The following is an 11,822-nucleotide window of genomic DNA, read 5'->3' on the forward strand; positions in this document are numbered from 1 at the left end:
CGCGCGGCGCCCACAGACTCCCGCAAGCGACCGGCCCGACCCGCCCCGGCCCCTGCCGAGGTCGCTCGAACTGCCGCTCCACCGCGTCACGAGCGGCCGTTCGTGCGACCTCGGCGGAACGCACGCGGCATGTCGTGCGACTTCGGCCTGGCAGCGCCGGCCGGCGGACTCGCTAGGAAGCAGCCTCGGCGTCGGCGCGCAACCGCATCCGCTGGGCGTCGATGTCGACCAGCTGTCGTTGGATCTCGGCGCGGCGATCGGCCTGCTCGTGCGGGTCCGCCCGCTGGAGCTGCCCGAGCAGGGACGCCTTGCGCGCGAGGAGGTCCCGCTCCACCAGTGCCACGACGATGCTCCGGGCGTAGATCGCGAGGTCCTCGTCGGTGCGCGCCGGGATCGGCGCCAACGCGAGCTCCTGCACGAGCCCGCGGAACGGCGTCGGGACATCTTGGAGCAACCGGTCGAGCCAGTCCCCCGCGCCGACCGCGTCGACGTTCGCGACCACGGCGTCCCGGACGACGGAGAGCATCGGCGCCGAGAACGTCGCGGCGGCGGCCAGACCGAGCAGCGGCGCACCGACGTGCCCGGGCTGCTGCACCATAGCCATCACGGCGTCGCGCTCCATACGCGTGATCGGGTCGTTCGGCAGCAGACGGAGTCCGGCGACCGGCTCTTCCGGCGGGGTGACCAGCTCGCCACCCGGACCGGCCTGCCCGACCGGCACCGTGCCTCCTGTCCGGTCGTCGTGCCGACCGCCGGAGCCGGACCCGGCTCGCTGACGGGCGTTCTCGACGGCTCGGCGCACCTCGGGGATGTCCATCCCGAGCCACTTCGCGGTCTCCCGCGTGTACGCGGTCGCGAGGGTGCGGTCCCGGATGCCGGCGACGACGGGTGCCGCGTCGCGGAGCCCGGCGACGCGGCCCTCGGCGGTCTCGATGTCGTGCGTGGCGAGGCGACGCCGGATGATGAACTCGAACATCGGACGCTTGGTCTCGATGAGCCGGGTGACGGCGGAGTCACCGCGGGCGAGCCGCAGGTCGCACGGGTCGAGCCCGCCGGGCGCCACGGCGACGTACGTCTGCGACGCGAACCGGCTCTCCTCTGCGAAGGCGCGGGAGGCAGCGCGCTGCCCGGCCTCGTCCGGGTCGAACGTGAAGACGATGTTGCCGAGCTGCGACAGGTCACGCCCGGCGGAGTCGCCGAGCATCGGGCGCAGCACCTTGATGTGCTCGACGCCGAACGACGTCCCGCAGGTGGCGACCGCGGTGGTGATGCCCGCGAGGTGGCACGCCATGACGTCGGTGTACCCCTCGACGATGACGACCTGCTTCTGCTTCGAGATGTCCCGCCGGGCGAGGTCGATCCCGTAGAGCACCTGGCTCTTGTGGTAGATCGGCGTCTCCGGCGTGTTGAGGTACTTCGGGCCCTTGTCGTCGTCGAGCAGCCGACGCGCGCCGAAGCCGATCGTCGCCCCGGTGACGTCGCGGATCGGCCACATCAGGCGCCCACGGAATCGGTCGTACGGGGAGCGGTCGCCCTGCCCGGCGAGCCCCGCGGCGAGGATCTCGTCCATCGAGAAACCGCGACTGCGCAGGTGCTCGCGCGTGGCGTCGTAGGACTGCGGTGCGAAGCCGACACCGAAGTGCTGCGCAGCCGCCGGGTCGAAGCCGCGCTCCCCCAGGAACTGCCGGGCGGGTTCGGCCGCCGCGGTGGTGAGCTGCGCGACGTAGAACTGCTGCGCGGCCTCGTTCGCGGCGATCAGCCGGGCGCGCTGGTTGTAGTCCGTGCGCGGACCGTCGCCCTCTTCGTAGTGGAGCGTGAAGCCGATCTTCGCCGCCATCCGCTCGACGGCTTCCTGGAAGGTGGTGTGGTCCTGCCGGATGATGAACTCGAAGACGTCGCCGTCCTCGCCGCAGCCGAAGCAGTGGTACCGACCCACCTGCGGCCGGACGTGGAACGACGGCGATCGTTCGTCGTGGAAGGGGCAGAGGCCCTTCAACGAGCCGACACCGGCGGACTTCAGGGTCACGTAGTCGCCGACGACGTCCGCGATGTTGACACGCGAGCGGACCTCGTCGATGTCGTTACGCGCGATCCTGCCAGCCACCCCTCGATCCTAGTTCGTGGCGGCGACACCGCCCGACCGAGCGGGCGTCCTGTGGACGGGCGACGGCCTGGAGGCGCGGCTCGGCTCCACCCGTCGGCGTCCGTCCCGGGACGGTGCGTTCGCCGGCATCGAGTCACGTCCGTGGGACGGGTCGCGTCGGCAGGACGGGCCGCCGTCGGCGGCTTCGGTTCGCGTCCGGGGCCTGCGGATCAGACCGGGATGTGGACGCTCTCGTGCTCGCCGACCACGAGCCGCCGGTGCCACGCCAACGCGCCCTGGTCCGTCAGGCTCGCGACCTGGTCGACCACCGCACGCAGCCGCCCGGTGTCGTCGGAGGCAGCACGCCAGTCGGCGGCGAACCCCGGCTCGAGGTCCGCGCTCCCGCTCGCCGCGAGGGCGTCCAGCAGTTCCGTGAGGATCCGACGCTGGTCCTCGTACACCGGCTGTCGGTCGCCCTGCGTCATCACGAACGCCGCGACGATGCCCTTGAGCACGGCGATCTCGCCGATGATCTCCGGCGGCGTCACGACCGAGGCGGCGAAGCGCACGAGGGACCCCGACGCGTAGGACTCCCGCGTCGCCGCGGTCGCGGTCCGCGCGAAGCGGCCGATGAGCTGCGAGGTGAGGTTCTTCAGCCGCGCCAGGTCCCGCCGCGACCCGTCGTACGACGTCATCCACAGCGGCAACGCGCGGAGCCGGTCGAAGGCGTCGAGGAGCTCGTCACGGCTCAGGTCCGAACCGACCCACGCGTGCATGGCCGACACGATGTCGTTCTCGCCGACGCGGTCCCCGAGCGCGGCGACGTCGATGAAGCCCGCGACGACGGCGTCCTCGAAGTCGTGCACCGAGTACGCGATGTCGTCGGACAGGTCCATCACCTGCGCCTCGATGCAGCGCTGCCGTCGGGGTGCACCCGCGCGGAGCCACTCGAAGGCGTCGTGGTCGTCGTCGTAGAAACCGAACTTGGTCCGCCCCGACGATGCTTCGGACACGCCCTGGGCGGCCGGCCACGGGTACTTGCAGCTCGCGTCGAGCGACGCCCGCGTGAGGTTCAGTCCGTACGGACGGTCGTCGTCCGGTCCGTCGCCGTACACCTTCGGCTCGAGCCGGGTGAGGAGTCGCAGCGTCTGCGCGTTCCCCTCGAACCCGCCGATGCCCGCGGCCCAGGCGTTCACCGCGGTCTCGCCGTTGTGCCCGAACGGCGGGTGGCCGATGTCGTGCGCGAGGCACGCCGTGTCGACGACGTCGGGGTCGAGGCCGAGCGAGTCGGCGAGCTCCCGGCCGACCTGGGCGACCTCGAGCGAGTGCGTCAGCCGGTTCCGGGCGAAGTCGAGGCCGGTCGTCGGGCTGAGGACCTGGGTCTTCGCGGCGAGTCGCCGGAGCGCGCTCGAGTGCAGGAGCCGTGCGCGGTCACGGGCGAAGTCGGACCGACGGCTGCCGTGGGTCTCGGGCAGCCAGCGCTCGGCGTCGGCCGGCCCGTACGAACTCGTGGCGCTCATCCGCCGCTGTGGTGCAGCTCGGCGGCGGCGAGGACCTTGCGGAACTCGCTGTCGACGTCGCGCGACTCGAGCCAGCGGTCGGGCAGGGCGGTGCGCTTCGGGTGGCCCGCACGACCTCGAGGGCCCTCGGCGTCGGCACCCGGGTACGGCGCGTCGTGGTCGAGCTGCCCGAGCAGGTGGTCGATCTCGTCCAGGCTGGACGCCATAGCGAGCCCGGACCGGACGTCACCGCCGATCGGGTACCCCTTGAAGTACCAGGCGACGTGCTTCCGGATGTCCCGGCAGCCGTGCTCTTCGGAGCCGAAGAACTCGACGAGCAGTTCAGCGTGCCGCTTGAACGCGACCGCCACCTCGCCGAGGGTCGGCATGTAGCGCAGGCCCTCGCCGCGGAACGCCGCCGCGAGGTCGCCGAACAACCACGGCCGACCGAGGCACCCGCGCCCGACGACCACGCCGTCGGCCCCGGTCTCGTCGACCATGCGGAGGGCGTCGGCCGCGGACCAGATGTCACCGTTGCCGAGCACCGGGATGTCGGTGATGGTCTCCTTCAGGGTGGCGATCGCCGACCAGTCCGCGTGCCCCGAGTAGTGCTCGTTGGCGGTGCGGGCGTGCAGGGAGACCGCCGCGACACCGGCGTCCCGTGCGATGCGGGCGGCGTCGAGGTACGTGAGGTGGTCGCTGTCGATGCCCTTGCGCATCTTCACGGTGACGGGGACGTCACCGGCGGCGCGCACCGTCTTCGTCACGAGCTCCTTGAAGAGGTCGAGCTTCCACGGCAGTGCCGCTCCCCCGCCCTTCCGCGTGACCTTGGGAACCGGGCACCCGAAGTTGAGGTCGATGTGGTCCGCTCGGTCCTCGCCCACGAGGATCGTCGCGGCCTCGGCCACCGTGTTCGGCTCGACGCCGTACAGCTGGATCGACCGCGGGGTCTCGGACTCGTGGTGCTGGATGAGCTGCATCGACACGGGAGTGCGTTCGACCAGCGCGCGGGACGTGATCATCTCGCAGACGTACAGGCCGGCGCCGTACTCGCGGCAGAGCCTGCGGTAGGCCATGTTCGTGATGCCCGCCATCGGCGCGAGCACCACCGGCACGTCGACCTCGATGGGGCCGATGCGCAGGGGCTTCGCCGGACGGGTCGCCGTCCTGGGTGCGTCAGTGATCGTCATACGTCTCCCATTCTCCCACGTCGGTGCCCGCCGGTAGCGTTCTCCACATGACGACCGACGCCACGAGCCGATTCGACACCTCCCGATTCGACGCCGACGCCACCGCCCGCGGGCTCCGGGTCGACGTCGTCGAACGCCCGGCGGCGGACTCCCTGCACGAGGCCGCAGCACTGCTCGGCATCGAACCGGGCGACATCGTGAAGACCCTCGTCGTCAAGCGGCACGACGGCGGTTTCCTGCTCGCCCTGGTGCCCGGCGGCCGGAGCATCGCGTGGAAGAAGCTCCGGACCGTCGTCGGCGTCAACAAGCTCTCGATGCCCGACGCCGCCACCGCACTCGAGGCCTCCGGCTACGAACGCGGCACCATCACCCCGATCGGCGCGACCGGCGACCTCCCGGTCTACGCCGATGAGCGGATCGTCGGGCGCCGGGTCGCGCTCGGCGCCGGCCGCCACGGCGCGAGCGCCTTCGTCGACGCCGACGACCTGATCGCGGCTTACGCCGCGACGGTCGCCGACATCACCGACGAGGAACCCGTGCGCTAGGTCCCGTCGGCGCGGATCGCACTGCCAGACGTCTCGATCGCGCCCCGTGCTGGACATCGCGCCCCGCCACAACGGGGCGCGATGTCCACAGCGGGGCGCGGAATCCGCCCGTCGGGTCGCGGGTCGACGCACGGGTCCCGTCAGTCGGGGACCTCGGTCCAGACGCCCTCCGCGCCGGGGACGAAGCACGAGTCGCCTTCGCAGACCGGCGCGCCGCCGGACGTGACGAGCGTGAGCAAGGCGGGTCGCGCCTCCAGACCGTCCGACTGGAGGCGCGGCTCGGCCGAGCCGTCGACGCGCACGTCCGTCATCGGGTCGCCTCCGCGTCGGCTGCCGCGTCCTCCGCGGCGCGCTGCTGGGCGTCCGCGATGTCCGACGGCGTCGTCTCGCGGAGCGCGACGACCTGCGTCAGCACCTGCTCGAACGCGGCCGGGTCCTGTGCGCCGGAGACGCCGTACTTGCCGTCGATGACGAAGAACGGGACGCCGTTGATGCCGTACGACTGCGCCTGCGCCTGGTCGGCGCGGACGGCCGCGAGCTGGGCGTCGTCGCGCAGGGTGGCGAGGACCTCGTCGCGGTCGAGCCCGATCTCCGCGCCGAGGTCTGCCAGCGTCGCCTCGTCGCCGACGTGCTCACCACGCTCGAAGTAGGCGGTGAAGAGCCGCTCGACCATCTCGAGCTGCTTGCCCTGCTGCTTCGCGAGGTGGATGACCTGGTGCGCCTTCACCGTGTTGGTGTGGTGCATCGACTCGAAGTCGTAGTCGAGGCCGACGGAGGCGGCGATCCCGGTGACCTGGTCGAGCATCTGCTGGGCCTGCTCGACGGGCATGCCCTTGTGGTTCGACAGGAACTCGGCCTCGGTGCCCTCGAAGTCCACCGGGGTGTCCGGGCTCAGTTCGAAGGAGTGGTACTCGACCTCGACGGGCCGGCCGGAGTCGGTCGCGGCGAAGGCGGCGACGCCGGCCTCGAACTTCCGCTTGCCGATGTAGCACCAGGGGCAGGCGATGTCCGACCAGACATCCACCTTCACGGTGTCGTTGAGAGCGCTGTCGTTCATGCCGGGTGCAACGCGATGGCGACGATCGCATTCCCGTCGCTGGCAGCAAAGCACCGGTGTTCGCAGGTCGAACACCCGCGTGCGGGTGTGCAACGCACGGACACCGGTGCTTTGCGGAGCGAAACCCCCCTACGCGCCGAGCAACCGCGTGGCGAGGTACCCCTGCAGCTGGTCGAGCGCCACACGCTCCTGCGACATCGTGTCGCGCTCGCGCACCGTGACGGCCTTGTCCTCGAGCGTGTCGAAGTCCACCGTGATGCAGAACGGCGTCCCGATCTCGTCGTGGCGACGGTAGCGGCGACCGATCGCGCCGGCGTCGTCGAAGTCGACGTTCCAGTGCTTGCGGAGGTCGTCCGCGAGGCCACGGGCCACCGGCGACAGCTGCTCGTTGCGGGACAGCGGCAGCACCGCGGCCTTGACGGGCGCCAGGCGCGGGTCGAGCCGCAGCACCGTGCGCTTGTCGACGCCGCCCTTCGCGTTCGGGGCTTCGTCCTCGTGGTACGAGTCGAGCAGGAACGCCATGAGCGCACGGGTCAGGCCGAAGGACGGCTCGATGACGTACGGCACGTACTTCTCGTTGGCGGCCTGGTCGAAGAAGCGCAGGTCCTGCCCCGACGACTCGATGTGGTTGTTGAGGTCGAAGTCGGTGCGGTTCGCGACGCCCATGAGCTCGCCCCACTCCGAACCGGTGAAGCCGAAGCGGTACTCGATGTCGGCCGTGGCGTCGGAGTAGTGCGCCCGCTCGCCGTCCGGCACGTCGAAGCGGCGGAGGTTCTCCGGGTCGATGCCGAGGTCGGTGTAGAACGCGACGGAGTCGGCGATCCACTGCTCGTAGTGCTCCTCCGCCTCGGCCGGGGGCACGAAGTACTCGATCTCCATCTGCTCGAACTCGCGCGTGCGGAAGATGAAGTTGCCGGGCGTGATCTCGTTGCGGAACGCCTTGCCGACCTGGCCGATGCCGAACGGGGGCTTCATCCGGCTGGTCGTGACGACCTGCGCGAAGTCGACGAAGATGCCCTGCGCGGTCTCGGGGCGCAGGAAGTTCAGGCCCTCTTCGGACTCGACCGGGCCGAGGTAGGTCTTGAGCATCCCGGAGAACTCACGGGGCTCGGTCCACTCGCCGCGGGTGCCGCAGTTCGGGCAGGCGATCTCGGCCATGCGGCCCTCGGGGTCGCGGCCCTTCTTGGCGACGAACGCCTCGATCAGGTGGTCCTCGCGGAACCGGTGGTGGCAGTGCAGGCACTCCACGAGCGGGTCGGTGAACGTCGCGACGTGGCCGGAGGCCTCCCACACCTTGCGGGGCAGGATCACGGCGGAGTCGAGGCCGACCATGTCGCCGCGGCCGCGGACGAACCGCTGCCACCACTGGCGCTTGATGTTCTCCTTGAGCTCGACACCGAGGGGCCCGTAGTCCCACGCGGAGCGGGATCCGCCGTAGATCTCCCCCGACTGGAAGACGAAGCCGCGGCGCTTGGCCAGGGCGATGACGCTGTCGAGACGGGAGGGCTGTGCCAAAGGGTGCTCCAGAGGTCGCCGAGCTGGGTGCTCGGTGCGGAAACGTACCGGGCAAGCGTACCGGCGTTCGCGTCGGACTGGAGGCGCGGCTCGGCCCCGGTGGAGAACCGCCGTCCGTCAGGCCGTGGGTGCGTCCACCGCGCCGCCGTAGCGTCGGTCGCGGCGTGCGTACTCCTCGATCGCTCCCCACAGGTCGGTGCGTCGGAAGTCCGGCCAGAGCCGGTCGAGGAACACCATCTCGGCGTACGCCGACTGCCAGAGGAGGAAGTTCGACGTGCGCTGCTCCCCCGAACTCCGGAGGAACAGGTCGACGTCCGGCATCTCCGGCACGTAGAGCCGCTTCGCCAGGGCCTTCTCGGTGACCTGGCTCGGTTTGAGGCGCCCCGCCGCGACGTCCTCGGCCATGCCCCGTACGGCGTCGACGATCTCGTTCCGACCGCCGTAGTTGACGCACATCGTCAGCGTGAGGACCTCGTTGCCCGCGGTCATCCGCTCGGCCTGCTCGAGCTCGTCGATCACGCTCCGCCAGAGCCGCGGCCGACGCCCGGCCCACCGCACCCGGACGCCCCACTCGTGCAGCTGGTCACGTCGACGCCGGATGACGTCGCGGTTGAAGCCCATCAGGAAGCGCACCTCCTCCGGGGAGCGCTTCCAGTTCTCCGTCGAGAACGCGTACGCCGAGATGTGCTTCACGCCGATCTGGATCCCGCCCGCGACGACGTCGAGCAACGAGGCCTCGCCCGCTTTGTGACCCTCGATGCGGGTGAGTCCGCGACCGTTCGCCCACCGGCCGTTGCCGTCCATGACGATCGCCACGTGCTCCGGCACGAACCGGGCCGGGATCGCCGGGGGCGTCTCGCCGGTCCAGTCGATCGGGCGGAACGGCTCGGCATCGTCGTGGCGGCGGGGGCTCATGCGGTGCGGGTTCCTTCGGCAGCGGGATCGGGGTCGGGCACGGTCGGTGCCGGGGTGGAGGCGACGGCGCGTGCCGTGGCCTCGGGTCCGTCGTGGGTCAGCGGCACCGGCAGCGGGTGCTCCGACCGGTCGACGTGCGGCAGGGACCGGAGCGATCGTTCCAGGTGCCACTGGGCGTACGCCGCGACCACGCCCGAGGCCCGGGAGCGCGTCCGTTCGTCCGCCGCGTCGACGACGGTCCAGTCCCCCGCGAGCAGTGACCCGAGCAGGCCCAGCGTCTCGTCGTCGAGCCGCGGAGTGCCGGGGGGTGCGGCGTGGTCCGCCACGACGCCGCCGAGCTGCACGACGAACGCCGAGTGCGGGCCGGGCTCGCCGGTCACCGCACAGTCCGAGAACGAGGGCGCCCACCCCGCGATGCTCATCGCGCGGAGCAGGTACGAGTCGAGGGTCGCGCTCGACACGTGCTCGCCGCGGGACAGGGAGCGCAGCGCACCGACGAGGAGCAGGTACTGCTGGAGTCCCGCGTCCGCCTCGCTCAGGCGGTCGGCGGTCTCGACCATGGCGCTGGCCGCGGTGTACGCGCCGTAGTCGGCGACGATCTGCGCACCGTACGACCCGAGGGACTCCGCCTGCGTGACGATGTCGAGCGACCGGCCCTCGTAGAACTGGGCGTCGACGACCATGAACGGCTCCAGCCGGGAGCCGAACTTCGAGGCGGTCCGACGAACACCCTTCGCCACCGCGCGGATCTTGCCGTGCTGCCGGCTGAGCATCGTGACGATGCGGTCGGCTTCACCGAGCTTGTGGGTGCGCAACACGACGCACTCGTCCCGGTACAGCGGCATTGCTCCAGTATCCCCCTCCGCACCGACACCCCGCGCCGCCTGCCCGCCCGCTGCCGATTCGCGCGTAGGAGGCAGGATCGCGCATGGGAAGCGGAACCGCGCATAGGGAGCAGGTTCTTTCGGCCTCCTACGCGCGATTCAGCTTTCCATTGCGCGCGCTATGGGCAGGAACGTGCCCAGACCAGCGGGACCACAGACGGGAGGCGCGGTGCAGGTCGGACCCGCACCGCGCCTCCAGGAGGGGTCGCGTCTCAGGCGGAGACCAACTCCGGCGCGCCGGACGCGGCACCCGCGCGCACCGCGCGGTTCACCGCCGACACGATCGCCTTGAGCGATGCCGTCGAGATGTCGGCGTCGATCCCGACGCCCCACAGGCGCACGCCGTCGACGTCGAGCTCGACGTACGAGGCCGCCTTGGCGTCTCCGGAGGCGCTCATCGTGTGCTCCGAGTAGTCGTACAGCGTGACGTCGACGCCCTGCTCCCGCATCACGGTCAGGAACGCGTCGATCGGACCGGTGCCCACGGCGTCGGCCTCGACCGCGCCCTCGTCGACGCGCATCGCGACCGACAGCTTCGTCGTGCCGTCGAAGTCGCTCGACGTCGCCGTCTTCGTGATCTCGTACCGGCCCCACTTGTCCGACTCGTCGGCCGCGGGCAGGTACTCGTCGCGGAAGAGGTCCCAGATGCGCTCCGAGGAGAACTCGCCACCCTCGGCGTCGGTGCGCTGCTGCACGACCCCGGAGAACTCGATCTGCAGCTTGCGGGGCAGGTCGATCGCGTGGTCGGTCTTGAGCAGGTAGGCCACGCCACCCTTGCCGGACTGCGAGTTCACGCGGATCACGGCCTCGTAGGAGCGGCCGATGTCCTTCGGGTCGACGGGCAGGTACGGCACGGCCCACGCGATCTCGTCGATCGACTTGCCCGCGGCGTCGGCCTTCGCCTGCATCGCGTCGAAGCCCTTGTTGATGGCGTCCTGGTGCGAGCCGCTGAACGCCGTGTACACGAGGTCGCCCGCCCACGGCTGACGCTCCGGCACCGGCAGCTGGTTGCAGTACTCGACCGTGCGCTTGATCTGGTCGATGTCCGAGAAGTCGATCTCGGGGTCGATCCCCTGCGTGAACAGGTTCATGCCGAGCGCGACGAGGTCGACGTTGCCGGTGCGCTCACCGTTGCCGAACAGGCAGCCCTCGATGCGGTCCGCGCCGGCCATGTACCCGAGCTCGGCGGCGGCGACCGCGGTGCCGCGGTCGTTGTGCGGGTGCAGCGACAGGATGACGTCGTCGCGGTGCGCGAGGTTGCGCGACATCCACTCGATCGAGTCGGCGTAGACGTTCGGTGTCGCCATCTCGACGGTCGCCGGCAGGTTGATGATGACCTTGCGGTCGGGGGTGGGCTCGAAGACCTCGAGCACGGCGTTGCAGATCTGGACCGCGACCTCGAGCTCGGTGCCCGTGTAGGACTCCGGCGAGTACTCGTAGAAGACCTTCGTGTCGTGCTGCAGGTTCGCCTCGGCCGCGCGGCACAGCTTCGCGCCAGACACCGCGATGTCCACGACGCCCTGCACGTCGGTGCGGAACACGACCTCGCGCTGGACGATCGACGTCGAGTTGTACAGGTGCACGATGGCCTGCTTCGCGCCGTCGATCGCCTCGTACGTGCGGTTGATCAGGTGCTCGCGCGCCTGGGTCAGCACCTGGATCGTGACGTCCTCGGGGATCGCGCCCTCGTCGATCAGTGAGCGGACGAAGTCGAAGTCGGTCTGCGAGGCGCTCGGGAAGCCGACCTCGATCTCCTTGTAGCCCATGCGGACCAGGAGGTCGAACATGGCGCGCTTGCGCTCGGAGTCCATCGGGTCGATGAGCGCCTGGTTGCCGTCACGCAGGTCGACCGCGCACCAGCGGGGCGCCTTCTCGATGCGCTTCGTCGGCCAGGTCCGATCGGGCAGCTCGACGCGGATCTGCTCGTGGAAGGGAACGTACTTGTGGATCGGCATCCCCGAGGGGCGCTGCGTGTTCTGCATCGTTTCGTCGCTTTCGTCGCGGTGTTCGTGTGCTCTGCGTGGGTGCGGCCACGACGGACTCCGCGACGAGGTGGGCCGTTGTGTCAGGCCTCGTCGCGGCAGCGAAGGAGGAGGAGCGCCGAGTACATATCTCGACCACCGTAGCACTGGTG

General features: G+C 70.6%; 10 protein-coding genes. 1 reads left to right on the forward strand and 9 read right to left on the reverse strand.

The window, feature by feature from the left end; all coding sequences use genetic code 11:
• Window positions 1-172: 172 nt before the first annotated feature.
• The 3 genes from dnaG to dusB all read right to left on the reverse strand — a co-directional run bounded on the left by dnaG (window position 173) and on the right by dusB (window position 4,772).
• Window positions 173-2,104, reverse strand: coding sequence for a DNA primase (dnaG, locus tag ABIC61_RS08790; protein ID WP_354029606.1), 1,932 nt, complete (start codon window positions 2,102-2,104; stop codon window positions 173-175).
• 209 nt (window positions 2,105-2,313) lie between these two features.
• Window positions 2,314-3,603, reverse strand: coding sequence for a deoxyguanosinetriphosphate triphosphohydrolase (locus tag ABIC61_RS08795; RefSeq protein WP_144750323.1), 1,290 nt, complete (start codon window positions 3,601-3,603; stop codon window positions 2,314-2,316).
• The gene (gene dusB, locus ABIC61_RS08800; RefSeq protein WP_354029607.1) at window positions 3,600-4,772 is read right to left on the reverse strand and encodes a tRNA dihydrouridine synthase DusB; all 1,173 of its coding nucleotides are present in this window, start codon (window positions 4,770-4,772) and stop codon (window positions 3,600-3,602) included. The genes ABIC61_RS08795 and dusB overlap by 4 nt, the downstream gene beginning before the upstream one ends.
• A gap of 47 nt (window positions 4,773-4,819) precedes the next feature.
• Here dusB and ABIC61_RS08805 point away from each other — a divergent pair, with 47 nt between their 5' ends.
• Window positions 4,820-5,317, forward strand: a complete 498-nt coding sequence (locus tag ABIC61_RS08805; RefSeq protein ID WP_354029608.1) for an aminoacyl-tRNA deacylase — start codon at window positions 4,820-4,822, stop codon at window positions 5,315-5,317.
• 140 nt (window positions 5,318-5,457) lie between these two features.
• Here the strand turns inward: ABIC61_RS08805 and ABIC61_RS08810 are convergent, their stop codons facing one another.
• The 6 genes from ABIC61_RS08810 to leuA form a co-directional block, all read right to left on the reverse strand.
• Window positions 5,458-5,628: a hypothetical protein gene (locus ABIC61_RS08810; RefSeq protein WP_186321892.1), complete on the reverse strand. Its 171-nt coding sequence runs from the start codon at window positions 5,626-5,628 to the stop codon at window positions 5,458-5,460.
• Window positions 5,625-6,374, reverse strand: a complete 750-nt coding sequence (locus ABIC61_RS08815) for a DsbA family oxidoreductase (protein WP_354029609.1) — start codon at window positions 6,372-6,374, stop codon at window positions 5,625-5,627. Before ABIC61_RS08815 ends, ABIC61_RS08810 begins: the two co-directional genes overlap by 4 nt.
• Before the next feature lie 129 nt (window positions 6,375-6,503).
• A complete protein-coding gene (locus ABIC61_RS08820; RefSeq protein WP_144750330.1) occupies window positions 6,504-7,889 on the reverse strand; it encodes a glycine--tRNA ligase in 1,386 nt (461 codons plus the stop codon).
• A gap of 117 nt (window positions 7,890-8,006) precedes the next feature.
• Window positions 8,007-8,804 (reverse strand): isoprenyl transferase, encoded by a 798-nt coding sequence (locus tag ABIC61_RS08825; RefSeq protein ID WP_354029610.1) that lies wholly within the window; start codon window positions 8,802-8,804, stop codon window positions 8,007-8,009.
• A complete protein-coding gene (gene recO / locus ABIC61_RS08830) occupies window positions 8,801-9,649 on the reverse strand; it encodes a DNA repair protein RecO (RefSeq protein WP_354029611.1) in 849 nt (282 codons plus the stop codon). Before recO ends, ABIC61_RS08825 begins: the two co-directional genes overlap by 4 nt.
• A 251-nt stretch (window positions 9,650-9,900) precedes the next feature.
• Window positions 9,901-11,670, reverse strand: coding sequence for a 2-isopropylmalate synthase (leuA, locus tag ABIC61_RS08835; protein WP_354029612.1), 1,770 nt, complete (start codon window positions 11,668-11,670; stop codon window positions 9,901-9,903).
• Between the last annotated feature and the right edge of the window lie 152 nt (window positions 11,671-11,822).

This window comes from Curtobacterium sp. 1544 (assembly GCF_040544915.1).
GTDB lineage: Bacteria > Actinomycetota > Actinomycetes > Actinomycetales > Microbacteriaceae > Curtobacterium > Curtobacterium pusillum_C.

Coding starts and splice junctions, on each gene's coding strand:
- ABIC61_RS08795 (WP_144750323.1), bottom strand. CDS start 3,603: ATGAGCGCCACGAGTTCGTACGGGCCGGCCGACGCCGAGCGCTGGCTG.
- ABIC61_RS08810 (WP_186321892.1), bottom strand. CDS start 5,628: ATGACGGACGTGCGCGTCGACGGCTCGGCCGAGCCGCGCCTCCAGTCG.
- ABIC61_RS08815 (WP_354029609.1), bottom strand. CDS start 6,374: ATGAACGACAGCGCTCTCAACGACACCGTGAAGGTGGATGTCTGGTCG.
- ABIC61_RS08805 (WP_354029608.1), top strand. CDS start 4,820: ATGACGACCGACGCCACGAGCCGATTCGACACCTCCCGATTCGACGCC.
- leuA (WP_354029612.1), bottom strand. CDS start 11,670: ATGCAGAACACGCAGCGCCCCTCGGGGATGCCGATCCACAAGTACGTT.
- dusB (WP_354029607.1), bottom strand. CDS start 4,772: ATGACGATCACTGACGCACCCAGGACGGCGACCCGTCCGGCGAAGCCC.
- ABIC61_RS08825 (WP_354029610.1), bottom strand. CDS start 8,804: ATGAGCCCCCGCCGCCACGACGATGCCGAGCCGTTCCGCCCGATCGAC.
- recO (WP_354029611.1), bottom strand. CDS start 9,649: ATGCCGCTGTACCGGGACGAGTGCGTCGTGTTGCGCACCCACAAGCTC.